Annotated in this window: 19 protein-coding genes; 6 read left to right on the top strand and 13 right to left on the bottom strand. The window is 54.0% G+C overall.

Features of this window, described 5'->3' with window-relative positions:
- Positions 1-35: 35 nt before the first annotated feature.
- Both ppk1 and ppx read left to right on the top strand, forming a co-directional pair.
- The gene (gene ppk1 / locus L6J37_RS01825) at positions 36-2,159 is read left to right on the top strand and encodes a polyphosphate kinase 1 (RefSeq protein ID WP_237793932.1); all 2,124 of its coding nucleotides are present in this window, start codon (positions 36-38) and stop codon (positions 2,157-2,159) included.
- Positions 2,156-3,670 (top strand): exopolyphosphatase, encoded by a 1,515-nt coding sequence (gene ppx, locus L6J37_RS01820; RefSeq protein WP_237793930.1) that lies wholly within the window; start codon positions 2,156-2,158, stop codon positions 3,668-3,670. Before ppk1 ends, ppx begins: the two co-directional genes overlap by 4 nt.
- Before the next feature lie 93 nt (positions 3,671-3,763).
- On the opposite strand, the gene L6J37_RS01815 is transcribed toward ppx, so the two are convergent.
- The 5 genes from L6J37_RS01815 to L6J37_RS01795 form a co-directional block, all read right to left on the bottom strand.
- Positions 3,764-4,699 carry a PstS family phosphate ABC transporter substrate-binding protein gene (locus tag L6J37_RS01815; protein WP_237794033.1) on the bottom strand — a complete coding sequence of 312 codons (936 nt, stop codon included), beginning with the start codon at positions 4,697-4,699 and terminating at the stop codon, positions 3,764-3,766.
- Positions 4,700-4,808: 109 nt separating this feature from the next.
- Positions 4,809-6,113 (bottom strand): phosphate regulon sensor histidine kinase PhoR, encoded by a 1,305-nt coding sequence (gene phoR, locus L6J37_RS01810; protein WP_237793928.1) that lies wholly within the window; start codon positions 6,111-6,113, stop codon positions 4,809-4,811.
- A gap of 77 nt (positions 6,114-6,190) precedes the next feature.
- Entirely contained in the window at positions 6,191-6,880 is a 690-nt protein-coding gene (gene phoB / locus L6J37_RS01805) for a phosphate regulon transcriptional regulator PhoB (RefSeq protein ID WP_046218890.1), read from the bottom strand.
- Between the two features lie 133 nt (positions 6,881-7,013).
- Positions 7,014-10,778 (bottom strand): AAA family ATPase, encoded by a 3,765-nt coding sequence (locus L6J37_RS01800; RefSeq protein WP_237793926.1) that lies wholly within the window; start codon positions 10,776-10,778, stop codon positions 7,014-7,016.
- A 15-nt stretch (positions 10,779-10,793) separates the two neighbouring features.
- Positions 10,794-12,032, bottom strand: coding sequence for an exonuclease SbcCD subunit D C-terminal domain-containing protein (locus L6J37_RS01795; protein ID WP_218382749.1), 1,239 nt, complete (start codon positions 12,030-12,032; stop codon positions 10,794-10,796).
- A 253-nt stretch (positions 12,033-12,285) separates the two neighbouring features.
- On the opposite strand from L6J37_RS01795, the gene rdgC reads away from it, so the two are divergent.
- Positions 12,286-13,197, top strand: coding sequence for a recombination-associated protein RdgC (gene rdgC, locus L6J37_RS01790; protein ID WP_237794032.1), 912 nt, complete (start codon positions 12,286-12,288; stop codon positions 13,195-13,197).
- 184 nt (positions 13,198-13,381) lie between these two features.
- Here the strand turns inward: rdgC and L6J37_RS01785 are convergent, their stop codons facing one another.
- Both L6J37_RS01785 and L6J37_RS01780 read right to left on the bottom strand, forming a co-directional pair.
- The gene (locus tag L6J37_RS01785; RefSeq protein ID WP_192016956.1) at positions 13,382-13,867 is read right to left on the bottom strand and encodes an NfeD family protein; all 486 of its coding nucleotides are present in this window, start codon (positions 13,865-13,867) and stop codon (positions 13,382-13,384) included.
- Positions 13,867-14,850, bottom strand: a complete 984-nt coding sequence (locus tag L6J37_RS01780; protein WP_192016955.1) for an SPFH domain-containing protein — start codon at positions 14,848-14,850, stop codon at positions 13,867-13,869. Before L6J37_RS01780 ends, L6J37_RS01785 begins: the two co-directional genes overlap by 1 nt.
- A gap of 303 nt (positions 14,851-15,153) precedes the next feature.
- Here L6J37_RS01780 and trhP point away from each other — a divergent pair, with 303 nt between their 5' ends.
- Entirely contained in the window at positions 15,154-16,527 is a 1,374-nt protein-coding gene (gene trhP, locus L6J37_RS01775; protein WP_237793924.1) for a prephenate-dependent tRNA uridine(34) hydroxylase TrhP, read from the top strand.
- Positions 16,528-16,578: 51 nt separating this feature from the next.
- Here trhP and L6J37_RS01770 read toward each other — a convergent pair whose 3' ends face one another.
- Positions 16,579-16,752 (bottom strand): hypothetical protein, encoded by a 174-nt coding sequence (locus tag L6J37_RS01770; RefSeq protein WP_155804892.1) that lies wholly within the window; start codon positions 16,750-16,752, stop codon positions 16,579-16,581.
- A 362-nt stretch (positions 16,753-17,114) separates the two neighbouring features.
- Between L6J37_RS01770 and L6J37_RS01765 the strand changes: the two genes are divergently transcribed.
- Complete coding sequence (locus L6J37_RS01765; protein WP_192016953.1) at positions 17,115-17,369, top strand: YfhL family 4Fe-4S dicluster ferredoxin; 255 nt, start codon at positions 17,115-17,117, stop codon at positions 17,367-17,369.
- A 5-nt stretch (positions 17,370-17,374) separates the two neighbouring features.
- Here L6J37_RS01765 and mepA read toward each other — a convergent pair whose 3' ends face one another.
- The 5 genes from mepA to L6J37_RS01740 form a co-directional block, all read right to left on the bottom strand.
- Positions 17,375-18,277 carry a penicillin-insensitive murein endopeptidase gene (gene mepA / locus L6J37_RS01760; protein WP_375713944.1) on the bottom strand — a complete coding sequence of 301 codons (903 nt, stop codon included), beginning with the start codon at positions 18,275-18,277 and terminating at the stop codon, positions 17,375-17,377.
- 470 nt (positions 18,278-18,747) lie between these two features.
- A complete protein-coding gene (locus L6J37_RS01755) occupies positions 18,748-19,176 on the bottom strand; it encodes a prepilin-type N-terminal cleavage/methylation domain-containing protein (protein ID WP_237793922.1) in 429 nt (142 codons plus the stop codon).
- A complete protein-coding gene (locus tag L6J37_RS01750; RefSeq protein ID WP_218382739.1) occupies positions 19,169-19,714 on the bottom strand; it encodes a hypothetical protein in 546 nt (181 codons plus the stop codon). Before L6J37_RS01750 ends, L6J37_RS01755 begins: the two co-directional genes overlap by 8 nt.
- Positions 19,714-20,304 (bottom strand): prepilin-type N-terminal cleavage/methylation domain-containing protein, encoded by a 591-nt coding sequence (locus L6J37_RS01745; protein WP_237793921.1) that lies wholly within the window; start codon positions 20,302-20,304, stop codon positions 19,714-19,716. Before L6J37_RS01745 ends, L6J37_RS01750 begins: the two co-directional genes overlap by 1 nt.
- Positions 20,291-20,881 (bottom strand): GspH/FimT family pseudopilin, encoded by a 591-nt coding sequence (locus L6J37_RS01740; protein WP_237793920.1) that lies wholly within the window; start codon positions 20,879-20,881, stop codon positions 20,291-20,293. The genes L6J37_RS01745 and L6J37_RS01740 overlap by 14 nt, the downstream gene beginning before the upstream one ends.
- Positions 20,882-20,987: 106 nt before the next feature.
- Between L6J37_RS01740 and L6J37_RS01730 the strand changes: the two genes are divergently transcribed.
- Positions 20,988-21,368: a type IV pilin protein gene (locus L6J37_RS01730; protein ID WP_192016948.1), complete on the top strand. Its 381-nt coding sequence runs from the start codon at positions 20,988-20,990 to the stop codon at positions 21,366-21,368.
- The last annotated feature ends 12 nt before the right edge of the window (positions 21,369-21,380 follow it).

Raw genomic sequence — 21,380 nt, 5'->3', positions numbered from 1 at the left:
CTCTCTCTGCTGTTGATTCTGATGTTAGGAAAACCATGAGTACTGAACCGCTGTATATTGACAAAGAACTTAGCTGGCTGTCTTTTAATGAACGAGTCCTCCAGGAAGCGGCGGACAAATCAGTGCCGCTGATTGAGCGAGTCCGTTTCCTGGGTATTTTTTCCAGCAATACCGATGAGTTTTATAAAGTCCGCTTTGCCGATGTCAAACGACGTATTCTGATCACCCAGGAGCAGAGCGGCAACACCAATGCCAAGCACCTGCTGAGCAAGATCCAGAGCCGGGTTCTGAAAATGAATCAGGACTTCGATACCCTGTATAACGAAATCCTGCTTGAAATGGCCCGCCGCCATATTTTCCTCATCAACGAACAACAGGTCGATGATAACCAGGTTGAGTGGCTGAAACGGTATTTCCGCCACACCATTTTGCCTCACGTGACACCGATTTTACTGACTGACGATATCGATCTGCTGCAGTTTCTCAAGGATGAATATACCTATCTGGCGATCGACATGAAGCAGGGGGACAACAGCCAGTATGCCTTGCTGGAAATTCCGACAGACCAGCTACCGCGATTTATTAAAGTTCCTGAGTCCAAAGGTAAAAACAGAAAAACACTGATTCTGTTAGATAATATTATCCGGCTGTGCCTGGATGATATTTTCAAGGCTTTTTTTGATTACGACAGTCTGGCGGCCTATTCGATGAAGATGACCCGGGATGCCGAGTACGATCTCAGCCAGGAGGTTGACCACGGTATCTTGGAACTGATGTCAGAAGGGCTGAATCAACGCCTGACGGCTATGCCGGTACGTTTTGTCTATCAGCGCGATATGCCGGGGGAGCTGATCGAAAAACTGTGCGGCTTGCTGAAAGTGTCCAGCTACGACAGCATTATTCCCGGCGGCCGCTATCACAATTTCAAAGATTTCATCAGTTTTCCGAACATTGGCCGAAGCTACCTGGAAAACAAACCCTTACCGGCTCTGGACAGTTACCATTTTGTCAGCGCCAGAAATGCGTTTGAAGCCATCAAGGCGCAAGATATCCTGCTGTACTACCCGTACCACAAATTCAACCACATGACGGAATTTGTCCGTCAGGCCGCGTTCGATCCTAAAGTCCGCAGCATCCATATCAATATTTACCGGGTCGCCAAAAACTCGCGCATCATAGATTCTATGATAGATGCCGCCAATAACGGCAAACAGGTCACTGTAGTGGTTGAACTGCAGGCGCGTTTTGACGAAGAAGCCAATATCGAATGGGCCAGACGCCTGACCGAATCGGGTGTGCGTGTCGTGTTCAGCGTACCCGGACTGAAAATTCACTCTAAACTGTGCCTGATCACACGCCAGGAAGACGATGCCATCGTCCGCTACGCACACATAGGCACAGGCAACTTCCATGAGAAAACAGCACGGATTTATACCGATTTCTCGCTGTTCACCGCCGATCCTGAGCTGACCAACGAAGTGCGTCAGGTATTTAGCTTTATTCAGAACCCGTACCGGCCGGTAAAGTTCAATCAGCTGATAGTCTCGCCGCGCAACTCGCGCAACCGTCTGTATGAACTCATCGACAGAGAAATTGCCAACGCCAAGCAAAAACTGCCGGCAGCCATTACACTCAAGGTAAACAACCTGGTTGATAAGGGACTGATTAACCGCCTCTATCAGGCCAGCAGCGCCGGTGTTCGCATTGATATGATCATTCGTGGCATGTGTTCTCTGGTGCCGGGTATTACCGGTATCAGCGACAACATACGGATCATCAGTATCGTTGACAGGTTCCTGGAACACCCCAGAGTCATGGTGTTCGAAAATAATGGCGAGCCTGAAGTGTTCATCTCGTCCGCAGACTGGATGACACGCAATATCGACAACCGTATTGAAGTTGGCTGCCCGATAAGGCAACCTGAACTGAAGCAGAAAATCATCGACATACTTAACATCCAGTTCTCAGACACAGTCAAAGCAAGAATTCTGGATAAGTCGATGAGCAACAATTACGTACCGCGCGGTAACAAGCGGAAAATCAGATCGCAGATTGCCATCTACGACTACCTGAAACAGTCTGAAAAAAAGATGCAAAAACAAGCCAGCCAGATAGCTGAAACGATGGCCTCCGAAGAGAATAATGAAAACGCAGCATGATAGAAATTGAGCGTCCCCGCGAAATAGCAGCAATAGATATGGGCTCAAACAGCTTCCATATGGTGGTCGCCCGGGTAGTGGGCCATAGCTTGCAGATTGTCAGCCGGCATAAACAGCGTGTGCATCTGGCTGAAGGACTCAACGATAATATGGATCTGGATCAGGCAGCCATTCAGCGCGGCCTGAGTTGTCTGACAATGTTTGCCGAACGCTTGCAGGGTTTTGCGCCGGAAAACGTCCGCATCGCGGCGACCTATACCCTCAGGCAAGCAAGGAATGCCCATGTTTTCCTAAAACGGGCTGAACGCGTGCTTCCCTATCCCATTGAAATCATTCCCGGCACAGAGGAAGCGCGTCTGATTTATCTGGGGGTCGCCCATACACAGCACGAACCGGGCCGCAAACTGGTGGTCGATATTGGCGGCGGCAGTACCGAACTGATCATCGGCGAAGGCTTTGATCCCCAGCTTCAGTACAGCAAGCACATGGGCTGTGTGAGTTATAACCAGCACTTTTTCCCCAACGGCAAAATTTCCGCCAAAGCCATCACCAAAGCCCAGATGGCAGCGCTGCAGAAAATGGAAAGCATCGCCAGCAAGTATCGCAAAATGGGCTGGGATACGGCCATTGGTTCCTCGGGTACCATCAAAGCCATTCGGGAAGTGGTCATCGCCCAGGGACATGCCGACGGGGTGATCACCAGAGAGCGGCTGGACGAGGTGGTCAAACAGGTTTCCGCCTGCAAACAGAGTTCTGAGTTAAACCTGCCCGGACTGACCGAAGATCGAAAACCGGTTTTTGCGGCAGGTGTCGCCATCTTAAGCGCGGTATTCAGCGCACTGAAAATCGACACTATGATTTTTTCCGATGGCGCGCTGCGTGAAGGGCTGCTGTATGAAATGGAAGACAGGTTCCGTCAAAGTGATATCAGAAGCCGGACGGCCACTGCGATGGCAGCGCAGTATAACGTGGATATCGATCAGGCCAACCGGGTAAAAAACACAGCAGAGCACTTGTACAGCCAGATTGCTGATCCGTCCGCCAGTCATACGCCTGAGCTGGCATCGCTGCTCAGCTGGGGCGCATTACTGCATGAGGTCGGACTGAGTATCAGCTATCCCGGCTTTCACCGCCATTCCGCGTATCTGTTGCGCCACAGTACTATGCCAGGCTTCAATCTTGAGCAGCAGACAGTACTGGCGACCTTAGTGCGCTTTCAGCGCAAACCACTCAAGCTCGATGAAATGCCAGAGCTGACCATTTACAACCGCAAACACATCTATCCGATGATCCGCGCCTTGCGACTGGCCGTCGCCCTGCATGGACAGCGCTCTGATGAGCCGCTGCCAGCACTCACCCTGAACGCTGATAAAGAAAAATGGCAGCTCACCCTGCCTGATGGCTGGCAGGGTAATAACCGTTTACTGGCGGCCGATCTGGCGAAAGAGAGGGATTACTGGCAAAAAACCGGTTGGGAGCTGTCAATTTCGCCGGAAGAAGAATGTGAATAGACAGGTCAAGCGAAAACCATCGCAGCCTTAGTAACCTACCCAATCCCCGCTTTGGCGGGAATTATCGTTTGAGCCTTTAACAGATACTGAGACTTACTCAGCATCTGCCAGCCCCAGCGCCGCCAGCTCTCTGGCGATCACAGCCGCGGGTAAAGGCACGTAGCCGTCCTTATCCACCAGTTGCTGACCGTCACTGGATAAAATGAACCGCAGGAATTCCGCATCCAGTTTAGGTAAGGGTTTGCCGGGCGCTTTATTAACGTAAATCAGCAGATAACGCGCTAGCGGGTAGCTGCCGTTGGCCGCATTGGCTTTGGTGGCCGCAATAAAAGGACCATCCCCCTGAGCGATAGGTAATGCCCGGATCCCTGAGGTCCGATAGCCAATGCCCGAATACCCTATGGCATTGAGCGAGGTCGATACCGACTGCACCACAGAAGCCGAACCCGGTTGCTCGTTGACATCATTGCGGAAATCGCCGTTGCACAAGGCTTTTTGCTTGAAATAGCCATAAGTGCCTGAGACGGAGTTACGGCCAAAGCGCTGGATATCACGCTGCGCCCAGCGGCCGGTTAACCCCAGCTGCCCCCAATGTGTGATTGGCGAATTGGCACCGCAACGCAAAGTACGGGAGAACACCGCATCCAGTTCCCGGTATCGCAGCCCCTGCAAGGGATTATCTTCATGCACAAAGACGGCAAGCGCATCAATCGCAACCCGTACCGCCGTAGGCTTATACCCGTAATTCTGTTCAAAAGCGGTCATTTCCCGGCTCTTCATCGGGCGGCTCATCGGGCCAAGCTGGGCTGTGGCTTCGATCAGTGCGGTCGGCGCGGTGGATGAGCCCGCCGCCTGCACCTGAACGTTCACATTAGGATAGCGCTGCATAAACGCTTCCGACCAGTAAGTCACCAGGTTGGCAAAGGTATCGGAGCCGACAGACGTCAGCACACCGGCTACGCCTTCAACGTTCTGATAAGGAGCAGGCGCATCTTGTGCAAGAGCATGGCCACCACTCAACAGGCTCATCACGCCCAGCCAGCCCCACTTCAATGTCGCCACCCAGCCTTTGTGTCTCATTTACCGCTCTTCTCCTCTGCCGGCCCCCAGGGCCGGCTGTATATCATCCCAATCTGAATCAGGCTGCCTTCGCAATCAGGCGCTGCGGCAGCGTAAACGAGAAAGTACTTCCCTCGTCAACCACACTTTCAATTTCGAGAAACGCATCATGGTGACTCAGGGCATGTTTCACGATTGCCAGCCCCAGGCCGCTGCCGCCCGTTTCACGCGAGCGTGCTTTATCAACCCGGTAGAAACGTTCGGTCAGCCGGTGGATATGCTGCGGCTCAATGCCACTGCCGGTATCTGTGACCTCCAGTCGCGGACCTTTAGGCGACAGGAACCAGCGTACCGTCACTTTGCACTCAGGCGGCGTGTGTTTAACTGCGTTATAGACCAGATTCGAAATGGCGCTACGCAGTTGATCGGCATCACCAAATACCTGAAGTGACTCATCGACATTAAATTCAAAGAGTTGATTTTTATCGCCGCTGAGCGAAATAGCCTCTTTTTCAAGCACATCCAGCATGGCGGGTACATCGACTCTGTCTTCCAGCTCCAGATGAGGAGCCGCTTCGATTTTGGACAGGGTCAGTAATTGCTCCACCAGCGAATTCATCCGCGTCAGCTGCTCTGTCATCACGCCGTGGGCTTTTTCCCACATCGGGCCAACCAGCATATCCGGGTCCCGTGACATTTCCAGATAGCCCTGCAGTACTGTCATAGGGGTGCGCAGTTCGTGCGAAACATTGGCAAAAAAGTTGCGACGCATCCCTTCCAGTTGCTTGAGCTGCGAGATATCACGCACCACCATCAGGTATTCACCTTCGGTATAACGCATGATACGTAACTCCAGCGTCCGGTCGTAATTGAGCGGCGAGGTGATTTCCAGCGGATCTTCAAAATCCTGTCTGGCCAGATAGCGGACAAAATCCGGGCTGCGCAGCAGGTTACTGACCGGCTGGCCGGCATCGTCCGGCCAGCGAAGGCCCAACAGATTCTGCGCCAGTTTGTTACACCAGACGATATTGCCCTCGCTGCGAAAAACCACCACCGCATCCGGCAGAGATTCAGCGCCATTGCGAAAGCGGCGGATTAAGGTCGCCAGTTCGCGGCGGCGTCGGCGGTTTCTTTGCTGCAGGCGGTAAATACCGTTAAACAGCGGCTCCCAGCTGCCCGAACCGGATGGCGGAGTCAGACTGCGATCCGTCCACAGCCAGCGGGACATTTTAAGTTGATGATGACAGTGCCAGCCCAGCAGAATCCAGCTGGCCGCCAGCAAAAACCAGGGCATGTAACCAACAATCAGCCCGAGGATAACCCAGGGGAAATAAAAAAAAGCCAGTTCCCGGACCAGCTTTTTCCATGACAAGCGTTCTACCATTCACCTCTCCCGCCAGTAACTGCGGCTTAACCCGGCCGTACAACCAGCTACTGACTCATCGTCCTTTTGTGTGGTCATTACACCCTTGTTGAAAAACGGTATCCGGCACCACGCACCGTCTGTACCATTTTATCGTGTCCGCCGCACTCCAGTGCCTTGCGCAAGCGACGGATATGCACATCAACCGTTCTGTCTTCAACATAGACATTGGTGCCCCAGACATTGTTCAGCAGTTGTTCGCGGCTGTATACCCGCTCCTGATGCGTCATAAAGAAATGCAGCATCTTGAACTCTGTCGGCCCCATATCCAGCGGGTCATCATTGGAAGTCACACGGTGTGAGACAGGGTCCAGTTTCAGTCCCTGCACGTCTATCACATCATCCAGTGACGTCGGTGACACACGGCGCATCACGGCTTTCAGACGAGCCATCAGCTCTTTGGGAGAGAAAGGTTTGGTGATGTAGTCATCCGCGCCCACTTCCAGCCCACGTACTTTATCTTCTTCCTCACCACGCGCTGTCAGCATCACAACGGGAATGCTGCGGGTGACCTCATCGCGCTTGAGGTGTTTAATCAGATTGATCCCTGACCCGCCCGGCAACATCCAGTCGAGCAGAATCAGCTCAGGAAAAGGTTCACAGATCTTCTCCAGCGCAGAATCATAGTCTTCTGCTTCAATTGTCTGATAACCTTTTTGTTCCAGCACAAAGCACAGCATTTCGCGGATCGGTGCTTCATCCTCAACCACTAGAATCCGTCTAACCATAATCTCGATACCTAAGTCATAGCTCTCTGTCTGGCGCCATTATCCGAATAAAGTATGACACTTTTGTGACCAAGAGGCGAAAAGCTTCACCCGATTGCTATCAAACTGTCATGATATCCGCGATTTATCCCACTTAGCCCAGGATCCGTACCCGACTGCGGCCACCGCCCATGGCTTCGACCGCCACCTGGACACCAATGCGTTCCACCAGTGTGCCGACATGGGAGATCACCCCAATCTGGCGGCCATCGGCCTGTAAGGCGTCCAGACAGGCCAGCGCCATTTCCAGGCTGTCAGGATCCAGGGTGCCGAACCCTTCATCAATAAACAGCGAACCCAGCTGGCGGGTATCAGCCGCCAGTGAAGCCAGCGCCAGCGCCAGTGCCAGCGATACCAGAAAGCTCTCCCCGCCGGATAATGACTCAACACTGCGCACTTCATCGCCCATATCATGGTCGACAACCTGCAACGCCAGCGGGCTGCCCGGCACGGGCTGAAGGGCATAGCGCGGCGCCAGATCCTGCAAATGCTCATTGGCCAGCAGTACCAGTTGCTGCAATGTCAGTCCCTGCGCCAGCGTTCTGAATTTATTCCCATTGGCAGAACCTATCAGCTCACTCATTTCCAGCCAGAGTTCAGTACTCGCTTGCTGCTGTTGCAACTGCTGAGTCAGAGTACCGGCCAGTTGTTCGGCCTGCTCCGCCTGCACCACACGCTGTCGCTGGGTAAAATGCTGCTCTTCCAGTGCCTGCTTGTCCGCTTGCCACTGAGCCTGATGCTCACTCTGGCGTCCAGCCTCCTGCGCCAAACCCTGCGCGGTCAGCCAGGCTTTGGCGGCATCCACACTGGGCTGATGATCTTTCAGCGACTGCTCCCGTTCGGACAACCGGGTCTGGGCGGCGGCCTGTGCCTGCTCAATCACTCGCAGCGCCGCTTTTTCCTCAGACAGCCACGCCTCATCCTTGCTTAGCAAGGTCATCAGTTCCTGCTCCGACATCCCCAGCTTCTGATGCCAGCTCTGCCAGCGCTGCAGCACTGAACTGTGCGCTGTTTGGGCCTCTTGTAATTGTTGCTGCGTGCTGTTTAAGGCCGACTGAGTGGCGGCATGGCGCTCACCGGCCTGCCGCTGCTGCTGCTCGCTGGTGCTGAGTGACTGACGGGCCGCTTCCACTACGGCTTTATGCTGCGATTCTATAGGAGTGAGTGCCTGCTCACCCACCAGTGCTTTTCTTTCCTGCCATAGCTGCTCAAGCTGGCTCTTGAGTGCCGCTTGTTTGTTCTTCGCTTCTGCCAGTTGTGTCTGCAGATTCTGAATGCGGGTCAGGCGCTGCGCCAGCTCCGGGGCCAACGCATGCAGCTGTTTGTCTGTGGTGATCAGATCCTGCTGGCACTTAAGGTAATCCTCCGCCTGCCGGGTTAACTGCAGGGTATATTGCTCTTCTCCCTGCTGACGCAAGCCCTCCAGCCAGACCTCGCTGCCGAACTGTTTGTTCAGGGTCTCGGCTCGCTGACCGAGCAGGGTCTGCTGTTCAGCGCACTGCTCTTCCAGCGAGGTCAGTCTGGCTTGCCGGCCTGCTTCTGCCTGAGCTAACTGGTGGATGTCATGCGCGAGTTTGTTTTCAGCCTGTACCACTTGCTGATACTGCTGCTCCAGTTCTCTGGCCTGCCGCAAGTGTAACTGACCGCTTTCATACTGCTGCTGAAGCTGACGCAGTTGCGGGGATAATTGCCCGGCTTCATGTTGCCAGGCAGTCAGCTGTTCACGCAGTGAGGCCAGGGGCATCTGTTCAGTAAACTCAATGTGCAATGCCTTGGCGCAATCGGCTGCCTGAACCGCCGTCTTCGCAGCTACCGCAGCGATACTGGCCAGCTCGTCATTGATCACCGCCAGGCGTTGAGTGTATTGCGGTACCAGCTGCGCCAGATGATGGCGTTCACCTTCCAGCGCTTGTAACTGCTTCGCCAGTGCCTGCCGGCGTTGATTATGCTGTTCCAGCACGCTATCGACTGCCGGATGACTGGCGGCATAAGGATGATCAAGCCCGCCGCACAAAGGACATGGCTCATCCTGTTTCAGCAGGCTGCGGTAATCGCTCAGCTGCAGCACGGCCTGACTTTGCTGAAACTGATATTCAGATTCTTCCGCCCGTGCACTGAGTAGACTCAGCTCGGGCACTAATGCCTGCAATTTCTGCTCTGTCTGCAGGCGGGCTGACTCCAGATCCTGTCGCTCCTGCATCAGCCGGCCTTGCTGATCCAGCAAGCCACACCATTCCTGAGTGGCGGCCATCGCCTGACGCAGATCATCAAGACGTTGCTGATGGCGGCGGTAAGCCTGCTGACTCTGCTCCTGCGCCGCGCTCACCTCGTCGACATTCAGCTCAGTCCGCTGTTTTTCCAGCTGTTGCCGCTGTGTCAGCAGGTGCTCACTCTCTTGTTTCAGCTTGCCGTCATTGAGCCGGTATGCCTGCTGCTCCTGCAACCCTTGCTGCATGTCTTTCCTGAGCCGGGACAAGGAACGGTGGGCGGTCAGATATTGTTTCAGGTTATCCAGCACAGGCTGGAACTGTTCGGCTACCGCAGCCAGAGTACGATTGTCTTCCAGTTGCTTGGACAACTGCTGGCCCTGCGCCTGCAACTGCTGCTGTGCACTCTGCTGGTGCCGGTATTCCCTGTCTTCCTGCTCCAGTTGCTGTTGCAGCGCCTGAGCATCCTGCACCAGCAGCTGATGTTGCTGCTCCAGCCCCTGTCGCTGTTGATCCAGCATCTGTGCCTGTTTCAGCCTGGGCTCCAGCAGCAGCCAGTCTTGCTGTGCCTGTTCGAGTGACTGCCGGGCTTGCACTACGGCCTGATCGGCATCCAGTCGCTGCTGCTGATCCTGCGCTAACGCTTGCTGAGCGTCGTTCAGTGAGGCCTGCAAACGGCCGATTTGCTGCACAGACTGGGTCAGCAAAGTAAAGTCTGCCCGCGCCGGCTGGGCTGTCTCAAGCTTAGCCAGATATTCAGTGCGGGGAGTGGCCTGCGTACTGTGTGCGATCGCCTCAGTCAGCGTCTGCTGACTCTGCGCCACCCGCTCCTGCAGCGTTTTCTCTGTGCTCAGCGTCTGCTGATGCTGGCTCAGCGCCGCCAGCCGCGCATCAAGCTCGGCCAGCTGGGTTTTCAGGGCAGTGATCTGCGCGTTCAATACCAGTTTTTCATCGTCACTGAGCAAGGCAATATCACCCAGCTTTTCCTGCAGCTGTTGCAGTTTCAGTTTCTCTTCTCTGGCTCTTTCGTAAGCGGCCACCGACAGCCGGCCGTAAATTTCACCGCCTGTCATGCGCTCGAGCAAAGACGCACGCTCATCAGAAGCCGCTTTCAGAAATGCCGCGAACTCGCCCTGCGGCAACATCACGGCCCGGCGGAACTGCTCAAAGGTCAGGCCGATCAGACGCTCGATTTCCAGCTGCACTTCTTGTTTTTTACCCGCAAACCGCTGCCCGGACTCCAGGTTTTCCAGCCATTGCTCAGAAGGCTGCACACGCCCTTCCGCATTGCCTCTGGCCCGGCGGACCTGCCAGTGTGCCCGCCAGCGGGAGCCATCATTGGCCTGAAAGTCGACCTCGGAAAACGCTTCCGCTTTGCCCCGCGACAGAATACTGCGGACATCGTTGGCTTTGATGCGGTTCTCGTCGTCGCCGCGTCCGATTTCCGCATCATTTTTTTTGTTCGACTGTAAACGCGGAATGCGGTCGTATAACGCCAGACAAATCGCATCCAGCAAGCTTGATTTGCCTGCCCCGGTTTTGCCGGTAATGGCAAACAAACCGGCCTCGCCCAAACGCCCGTTGGCAAAATCAATCTCAAACTGTGTTTGTAAGCTGGCGAGATTTTCGCCCCTCAAAGCCAGAATTTTCATCGTCTCTGTCTGCCGTTATTTATCTTCTTCGTCGTCAATGCGCGTGAGTAATGTCTCGAATGCCTCACACATCGCACTGGGTGGCTGTCCGTCATATTTCTGTTGCCAGCTCAGGGCAAAAACCTGCTGCGGACTCACTTCAGACAAACGCTGATGTTCAAGCGAAGGCGCGTCTTGCTGCTGACGATAATGGGTGGTTATCTTCGCCAGCCGGACTGCTTTCCCCTCCAGCGCCTGCAGCACTTTCTCCCGCAGCATCGCCTGAGGTTTATCAAGCAGCACCGGCACTTCCAGATAAGGCTGGGTTTCCCTCGGACCATCCCCGCTTGCTAACGCTTTCAGGGCGTTCAGAGCCTGATCCAGCGGCTGAGGTTCAGCCGGAACTCTGAGCATATCAACCACTCTGGGTACCGGGATCGGGGTAATACCCGACAGACTTTCCCCGTCAAGCTCCAGCAATACCACCTGGTGCTTGTAGTGGCGTTCAGACATCGACAAAGGCAGCGGCGAGCCGCAATACCGTATGTGCTCTTTTTTCGCGACCCGCTGGGCAAGATGGAGATGGCCCAGCGCGGCATAGCAGAGATCATCAGGGAAGACAGAGGCTGGCAATGCATGCTGGTTACCGCCCAGCACCCGGCGCTCAGACATTTCAGATAACTGGCCGGAAGCCATATAGACATGCCCCATGCCAATCAATGCCTGACCTGGCTGCTGAACCTTCCGGGCGGCGTCGGTCACCTGCTGGTAGAGTGTTTCGACGCCTTTGATCAGGCGATCGTCATCTTCGCTGAGATCGTCAGTGCGCAGATCACTGCTGCGCAGAAACGGCACCGCCAGCACCCAGGCTGTCGTAGCGCCGCTGCGGTTGGTCAGCGGCACCAGCAATCTGTCCATCTCCAGCCGGCCCTGATCATCGCGGCTGATACCACCGACCAGATGCAGGTCAAAGGCTTTTAACAGTTCATGAGGCGCATCCAGTTTGCTGGGCGAATCATGATTGCCGCCCGTCATCACCACGTTCAGCTCTGGCAGGGTTTTCGCTAACCGGGCCAGAAAACGGTACAGCATACGCCAGGCACTGGCCGGCGGATTGGCGCTGTCGAAAATGTCGCCGGCCACCAGCAGGGCATCGACCTGTTCGCGTTCCAGCGTATCGGCCAGCCAGTCGAGAAACTGCTGGTGCTCATAATCGCGCTGATAGCCATGTAATTGATGCCCGAGGTGCCAGTCTGAGGTGTGAAGTATTTTCATGCCGTTAGTGTAAATACTGAGAGATCCAGAGAAAAGATAAGGGTCGATTGTACCTCAGCCAGGTGCTATCACGGTCAGATCAACAGAAAAAATTGCGACTGCCAGACACGATTTTCTGCCGCCAGGCCACGGGGATACCGACGGCAGCCTCTGTCCGTGCTGCTTGCAAACCTCACTGAACCTAGCAAAGTGAGGCAACTTGGGTATAAGATTGTCGGCCCAATGCACACACCTAGGATCAGTCACAACTATGCTGTGGTTTAAAAACCTGCTTACCTATCGCTTCAGTCGCGAGATTGAATTCAAACCGGAAGAGCTTGAGAAGCAACTGGAAGAATTCCGCTTTACCCCTTGTGGTAGCCAGGATATTCAAAAATTCGGCTGGGTTTCAGCACTGGGCAAACACGGTGATATGTATACTCACCTTGCCGGGGACAACATTCTGATCTGTGCCCGCAAAGAAGAAAAAATGCTGCCCGCCTCTGTGATCAAAGAATCACTGAATGCCAAAGTGGAGATGCAGGAGAAAGAACAGGGCCGTAAACTAAAGAAAAATGAAAAAGACACCCTGAAAGATGAGATCGTGATGGATCTGCTGCCTCGCGCTTTCAGCCGTCAGAGCCACACCTATGCGCTGATCATGCCTGCGCAGGGATTGTTGCTGGTTGATGCCGGCAGCTTCAAAAAAGCCGAAGATCTGCTTGGCTTGCTACGTAAATCCATCGGCAGCCTGCCGGTTGTGCCTGTGACTGTGGCCAAACCAGCCGCGCAGACACTGACAGAATGGGTGCGCTCCGGCGAGTCCCCTAACGGTTTTACCATAGGTGAAGAAGCCGAGCTGAAAGCCATTCTGGAAGACGGCGGCGTGATCCGCTGTAAGCAGCAGGACCTGAGCTGTGATGAAATTCTGGCCCATATCGAAGCCGATAAAATGGTAACCAAACTGGCTATCAACTGGCAGGAGCGCATCGATTTTGTGCTGGGCGACGATCTGTCACTCAAGCGCCTGAAATTTTCCGATGAGCTGAGAGAGCAAAATGACGACATCGACCGTGAAGACATGGCGCAGCGTCTGGATGCTGATCTGTCATTAATGTGCGGTGAGCTGTCCGCCATACTGCCTAACCTGTTTGAAGAACTGGGCGGTATGGAAGAACGCGTCTGACAACGCATTGCCTTTTCAAGGGGGCGGCCAGGCGGGGGTTACCGAGCACAAATGCCAAATCTGTGCACATTTCACGAACCCCACCCTAACCCTCCCCTTGCCAAAGGGAGGGAATCATTGTGATTCCTGCAATCGGTTCAGTCCCTCCCCCTTTTCAAGGGAAGAAATCCTCACAAACACTCGCTTAAGCGTGATTCACCGGCTTGACAGTAAAGCGACCGACATCCACCGCCACCACTTCCACTTCCCGGCCTTTTTCTACCTGCTCACCGGTGTAATCGCTGCTGAGTACCAGTTTCCAGCTGATGCCGGAATACTTTACTGTCCCCGGCTGTTCATGGCTGAGTGCGGTATCAAGCCGGAACGTCAGGCCGATAAAATCACTGCTGATATTTTGTTTCGGTTTTTCCGCTTTCTGCGAGCGTTTCAGCGGTTTCCACAACAGCAGCGTCAATACGCCCGCGCCGATACCGCTGACCGCCACCAGGGCTGTCATGGTTTCAGGTACCACACCCACCAGTGCCAGCGTACCGGTCAGGATGGCTGACACACCAAGGGCCAGCAAAACAATAGTCGACAGCCCCAGCATCCAGACCTCGACGGCCAGCAGGATAAGGCCGATCACTATGGTCAGCTGAGCCGGGCTCAGTCCAAAAAAATCCGTCATCATTACTGTTCCTCTTGCGGGTCGGTTCTTTTAGCCGAATTGCCCTGCTGACGGTTGAGCTGGTGAATAATGGTCATGGCTTCTGCCACGATGTTTGACGCAGAAGAAGAAGCATCAGGCAGCAGAACAACAGAGGATTCTTTCGCAATCGCTTCTTTGGCCTGAATGGCCTTGCCCGCCAGATCCAGCTGGATTGCCTTCTGGCCTTCTTCGGTAGATGCCACCCGGCCGATAATCGCCAGCGCATCGGCTTCGGCTTTCGAGACCGCCAGAATAGCCTGGGCTTCACCTTCGGCTTTGAGAACCTGCTCGGATCTTTCCGCTTCTGCTGCCAGTACCCGGGCCTGCTTCATACCCTCGGCAATATTGATCTCGCTCTGGCGCTTACCTTCAGATTCAAGAATAACCGCCCGCTTTTCACGCTCAGCTTTCATCTGGCGCTCCATGGCGTCCAGTACTGAACGTGGCGGCTCAATATCTTTGATTTCATATCGCAGTACCTGAACACCCCATGGCAAGGCGGCATCGTTGATGGCAGACACAATCGCCGTATTGAGATTCTCACGCTCTTCGAACGTCTTATCCAGGTCCATTTTCCCCACTTCACTGCGCATGGTGGTCTGCGCCAGCTGGGTGACAGAGAAAATATAGTTGTCGACGCCATAGCTGGCTTTGTAAGGGTCGATCAGCTTGATATAGAGCACCCCGTCAACAATCAGGGAAATGTTATCTTTGGTAATGGCCGACTGGCTCGGGACATCGTACGCCTGCTCTTTCAGGGTCTGGGTGTAGGCAACCCGGTCAATCATAGGCACGATAAAATTCAGACCCGCTTCCATGGTTTTGTGGTATTTACCGAATCGTTCAACGACCACAGCAGTATTTTGCGGAACAAACTTAATAGAAGAACGCAGTATGACAATTACCAGTATTGCCATCACCACCCAAATACTAAACACAGACGAAATGATCGACGCTATATCCATTTTTTTATATCCAACTCAATGCAATAAGAAAACACCGTTAATAAGTAAACTTAAACGGCTAAGACCCCTAATACTCTTACCGCTAACATAAAAAGTATGAGACATGGCTCACATCCATTTTAAGCAGCTGTCATCTTTTGTGCTACTTAATACCCTTATCAAGATTCAGGATATTTGCCAGATCCCCGCCTTCACAGTAAAATTCGCCCTCTGTTTTCCGCCTCCCATGAATTCGCCCTGTCGGTGAGCAGGAGTGCGGCCTGATCTGACATCAGACTTTGACCCAAAAGGGAAACCCGAGTTATGTTTAAACCTGAATTGTTATCGCCTGCCGGCAGCCTGAAGAACATGCGCTATGCCTTCGCCTACGGTGCCGATGCCGTGTATGCAGGCCAGCCCCGTTACAGCCTGCGTGTACGCAACAATGAGTTCAACCACGACAACCTGAAGATAGGTATCGACGAAGCCCATGCCCAGGGTAAAAAGTTCTACGTGGTGTGCAACATTCAGCCGCATAACTCCAAGCTTAAAACCTTTATCCGCGATCTGACCCCGATTGTCGACATGGGCCCTGACGCCTTAATCATGTCTGATCCCGGCCTGATCATGATGGTCAGAGAAAGCTTCCCTGACATGCCTATCCACTTGTCGGTGCAAGCCAATGCAGTTAACTGGGCGACGGTAAAATTCTGGTCAACGCAAGGGATTGAACGGGTGATTCTTTCCCGCGAGCTGTCGCTGGAAGAAATCGAAGAAATCCGTGAAAAATGCCCGCAAACCGAACTGGAGATCTTTGTTCACGGCGCGCTTTGCATGGCCTACTCAGGTCGCTGCCTGCTGTCTGGCTATATGAATAAGCGGGATCCCAATCAGGGCACCTGTACCAACGCCTGCCGCTGGGAATACAAGGCGGAAGCCGCCAAAGAAGACGATGCCGGCCAGATTGTAGAAGTGCAACAAGCCGCTTCCGCGGTACAGATGCAGGACGTCGCGCCCACGCTGGGTGAAGGCAAGCCGACTGATCAGGTCATTTTGCTGAGCGAAAGCCACAAGCCGGATGAGAAAATGGCCGCGTTTGAAGATGAGCACGGCACCTATATTATGAACTCCAAAGATCTTCGCGCGGTTCAGCATGTTGAGCGCCTGAGCAAAATGGGCGTACATTCGCTGAAAATTGAAGGCCGTACCAAGTCTTTCTACTACTGCGCCCGCACAGCACAGGTGTACCGTAAAGCGATTGATGATGCCGCGGCCGGCAAGCCGTTTGACGAAAGCCTGATGTCGACACTGGAAAGTCTGGCTCACCGTGGCTACACCGAAGGCTTCCTGCGTCGTCACACCCATGATGCTTACCAGAATTACGACTATGGTTACTCTATTTCGGATAACCAGCAGTTCGTGGGTGAATTTACCGGCAAGCGCCGCGGTGCACTGGCGGAAGTCGAAGTCAGAAATAAATTTCTGGTGGGTGACAGCCTGGAGCTGATGACACCGAACGGTAATGTCACCTTTAGGCTGGAACACATGGAAAACCGTAAATCCGAAACCATTGAAGATGCCAAAGGCAGCGGACATTTTGTGTTTATTCCGGTTCCGGAAGATCTGGCGCTACCGTTCGCGTTACTGATGCGCAATCTCAACGCTGGCGCTACCACCCGTAACCCTAACGCGGTCTGACAGGCTTCTGTTCGCCACCGTATTGCTGTTCCTCTGCAATACGGTGGCAGACTAACTACTCACCGTCACATTGGGAATATCTGAGCATTTGATAGGAATAGTGTACCGCACACCCTGCTGCACCATTTCCTGCTGGCATACAGGCTCTGTCGTTACTTCCGTCCATCCCCAGCCCAGTAAGATAGAAACAACAATCAACGCTATGGGGTCTAATCGCACCTTCATTTACCACTCCCCCGCACAATCCAGGAGCCACTGTTCACAATGGCCATTGATATAATGCACTCAATTTCAACAATAATGTCGGATGCCGCTTTGTCAGCCATGGCATAAAAAACCAACATTGCCAGAACACTATTGATTTGCGGCTGAGGAAGAAACAACGTTAAATCACTAAATTAGCCCGTTCTTGGCGATAACAAACCCGTTTCCCCCAATTTATTGGGCGTTCCTGACTTCTGTGCTACACTTTTTGCCGCTTTAACTCCTTTCATTTTTTGGGGAAACATCACAAAGCACAGTTAACTGGCAAAGGATCGCACACCCGCTTTACCCTGTGACAAGAACCTCCTCGGACGTAAAAAATTATGGCTTTATTGATTACAGACAAATGCATCAACTGCGACATGTGCGATCCCGAATGTCCGAACGATGCCATCAGCATGGGGGCAGAGATCTATGAGATTGATCCTGACCGCTGCACTGAATGCCAAGGCCATTACGACAAACCGACCTGCCAGTCAGTCTGCCCGATCAATAACTGCATTATCCTCGATCCCGCACATGTCGAGACCGAGGAGCAATTGCTTGAGAAGTTTGTGGTGTTGCAGGGAATGGCGTAACTGCGCTACTGAGACTGCTCCCTGAGTGCGCGCTGCTCTTTGGCGTATTTGTCTCTGTCCGCATCCTGAGCAGGGGCATTCAGCATCGCCATGCAACCCGCAGGCGGAAGCGGTTTCAGCACAGGCCGTTTCTTAACCGGCTTGGCGCTGGCCGTTTTCTTTTCCGCTGCAGGTTTGGGTTGCCAGGAAAGCAACTCTGCCCCGCAGCCATCGCCCGGAGGCGGCGGTAACTGTTCCTTGCATTGCTGACTTCCCTGCGGGCAATGCAGACGGACATGAAAATGGTAGTAATGTCCCCACCAGGGTCTTACCTTGCGCAGCCAGCTGCGATCTGTCCATTGCGCGTCACACAGCTGTTCTTTTATAACAGGGTGGACGAATATGCGCGCCACGTTAGCATCTGACGCTGCCAGCTGGATCAGGTTCGCCTGGCTGGCCGACCAATTGTCTTTGATAATGCGGTATGCCTTGAGATCAACCATAGGTAAAGGTTGCAGCTCAGGCAGTGCCTGCTGAGAGGCCGGTTGCTCTAATGTCGTCAGCCAGATATCGGCATCAAGTCCGGTCTGATGACTGGCATGCCCTGAGCGAAACCGACCGCCGCGCGGCATGGCGATATCACTGACCAGCAAATTACCCAACTGCAATTTTTTCGCCTTCGCCGACAATTGCTCCAAAAAAGTAATCATGCTCTCATGACCGTAAAAGCGCCCGCGCTCCGATCTGACCCTCTGATAGCCTTCTCCCTGTTCGGGCAGGACTTTCGCACCGGCCAGACAGCCATTGCTGTAACTGCCAATCGACTGCGGACTGCCTGCAGTCGGGGCACGAAACTGCTCCCAGGGCGTCGCAGCCGCCTCTGTGCTCAGGCCCAGTCCGCCACCAAAGCACAGCAGGCAGGCAAGCAAAGCCGCTCGCCTGTCAGCCGCCAGACAAGCATGCCGTACACCACCAAAACACTGCCAGAGGGCAAGTTGACTATTTACGCTCAGCACCGGACGCCACCTTGTAATAAATTTGCGATCATAGTCACATAAGCATACACCATGAGACTGACTTTATTTGCTGTTCAATATTGAGACTGGCGTGCTGTGGCCGCTTCAGTGTCAGATGTAACAAACTACCATGTACAGCTTTTCAGTTAGCTGTCAGCTCTGTCTTGTACAGCATTTCACACGAAAGGATCATGGCAAGACAAATAAATATAACGCCTTGATATTTAATGAATGTTCAGCTTGTACAGCTTTTAGAGCATTATAACCCCAAAGCTCATTCCTGCGTATTCTACCCTTCTATAACCTTAACCGCGTACCGGCAAATTCTGCCCGTCCGCACTGACAGACAAGACTCAGTCACAGCAGAAAATTACCGCTGAAACTTAATGCAGGGCAAGCAGCATTCTGGTCTCCAGAGTCACCTGATGTTCCCGGTGCCAGCGATCTTGCCAGCTTGCCTGTACTGTCACCGTTGAGATGCCACCCGGCTGAGTGTCATGACCAACCACAGCCTCCAAAAGGATAGTGACACTATGCAAAGCATGCTGCTCTGTGTGCGTATGCTGTCCCGGCTGCGGATCAGCGCGCAGACTTGCTAAGTGCAGGCTCTCAAGGTGCAGATGTTCTAAGTGCGATTCCGCCAGATTCACCGCAGTAAGCATGACCAGAGCATTATCTACCTGTAGGTTGAGATAAGCGTGCAGCTTCATCAGCCCGGCCAGACCGACACTGACCAGCAGCAGCGACACCAGTACTTCCACCAGACTGAACCCCCGCTGTTTGTCCGCTACCGGCTTTATGGCATCAGACATCACGCCAGGACCCGTGCAGCCAGCGAATCTGATAAACCAGCCGCTCTTGCGCTTGCGGCAAAGATCCCAGAGCCACGCACTCTGGCTCTTCGCTGGCCGATAACGGCTCAGCACCTGAGTTGCACACCCTCACCACAGCAATCTGCTGAAGCCTCACCCTAGCCCTGCCATCCACTCTGGCTTCGGCGCTCACCTGATAGCTTCCGTTTGCCAAAGGTGCGATCCGCACCGCTATATGTCCGTCGCCTTGTGTTGACGGGCAAACCGCAGACCCGCTGTCAGAAAACGCCTGTGGATCGGTACTGACTGGCTGGCGCTGAAAATGCTCAGCTATCAGGCCAAGTCCGCAAGCCAGAGCGCCTTCTGCCAGCCAGAATGCCTGACGTGAAAATACAGTATTCTGAGCGCGTTTGACCTGATAAAAGCTGGTGCTGTAGCTGGTCATTACAAAGACCATGGCCACGGACAGCATCAGGCTGCTGATCAGTAAAGTGCTCATGCCTTGCTGAGTCCTGACAGCGGCTCGCTGAAATTTCATCACGGATTCCTGACCCTCAGTGCCATCGTTTCATCAAGCTGCGCGGAGCCATCCAGCGATGAAACAGAAAGACGGACAGACAGTTGCTGACCCGGAATACCTGCCGCCGGAGAAGTGTCAGACTGAACCTGCCAGCCGGTCACTGTCATCCAGCGCGAATCCAGCAGCGCCTGCCCACCCTGACATGCCTGCTCCGGGGTAGAAAAAGTGTCGTGCGACGAACGCACTCTTAATTCACCGTCTTGCCGGTAGTAGGCCTTCACCACAGTACGACCTTCCAGCTCGTAACTCATCACCAGACAGTGTCCGGCCGTAGCATGTACCGTGTGAACCGCCCCCGGCAGTAAAAGCGGTGTCCCGGACTCTGCAGTCTGAAAACCGGCCCGACGCACATCCCCCGAGAGCATGCGCCACGCATCCTGCACGTCCTGAGCCAGGATCAGCTGCAGCGAACGGCTCAGTGCCGCCTGTTTTCCGGCCATCAGCAAGTGCACCAGTAATGACAGCACCATCAGGCTCAATGCTGTCGCAACCGTCAGCTCTATCAGGCTGAACCCGCCCTGCCTGCTGAGATTTTCAGCACTGGGCATAACCGGCCTCCGCGCTCAGGCTGCAGACATAGACTCTGCCGGTGACATTGCTGAAAGTGATCCTGACCTGCGACTTGTCGTCCCGGCCGACAAAAAAGCTGCCTGCGGCGTGAGGACGTCCAGTCAGGCTGTCCACTGTCAGAACATCACTGGCAAAGCTCCGCGACAGTGTCAGGTGCGGAAAATCAGCGGCGGACAGCGGTTTTAGCACAGGCTCGCCATCTGCCAGCCTGGCAAGGATTATCCAGTCGTCAGACCCGGGCTGCGACGTCGTCATAGTATGGTGCAGAACGGTATGGTGCGGGACGGTCTCTAAACCAATCGATACATCTTCGCCGCGCATCACAGCTTCCGATTTGGCCAGGACCAGCAACCATTCCAGCTCACTGACCAAACGGTGCAGGCGCTGAGTGGCAAAGACGTCGGAAAATGAAGGCGTGGCCACGGTAGCTATCAACATGATGACAGATAACACCACTATGGCTTCAATCAGCGTCATCCCTCTGACGCTCGCAACACAATGTAACCGCATTTGCCTGAGTGGCATGTTTTCTGTCGCTGACTCCCAACTTCTCACCTGACCTGCTCCCGAACCTTTTTCACCGCGCAATAGGATGGCAAAACAACGGCAAGACGCAGCTGCAAAGCACCGACTTAGTGACATGAATCGAAAGGAAAAAAAGATGAGGAAATCAAGAAACCAGCAAGGAGTGACGCTGATCGAACTGCTGATTGTCGTTACCCTGGCTGGCATACTGGCGATGTCAGCCCTGCCGGCCTATCAGGCACACCAGCAAAAAGCCTATCTGCGTCAGGCCCAGGCCGATCTCATTATGTTGCAGCTCGCCATTGAACAGCAGCGCTCTCAGGGTCAGGCATATCCGGCGCAGTTGTCCGCCGCGCTCTGTCCTGCCTGCCGTTATGACAACCCCTTCTATTCCTACCGGATTGCACTGGAGAGTGGCACATACCGGCTGTGGGCCGAAAGCAAAGATGGGGCGCAGGAATGCGGCTCTATTGCGCTGTTACACAATGGCACCACTGTCCCGTCTGAGTGCTGGTAAAGCGGCTGGCAC

Origin of the sequence: Photobacterium sp. WH77, assembly GCF_022014395.1 — a bacterium.
In the GTDB taxonomy this organism is placed as follows: domain Bacteria; phylum Pseudomonadota; class Gammaproteobacteria; order Enterobacterales; family Vibrionaceae; genus Photobacterium; species Photobacterium arenosum.
This window is presented reverse-complemented; position numbering and strand designations above follow the sequence as displayed.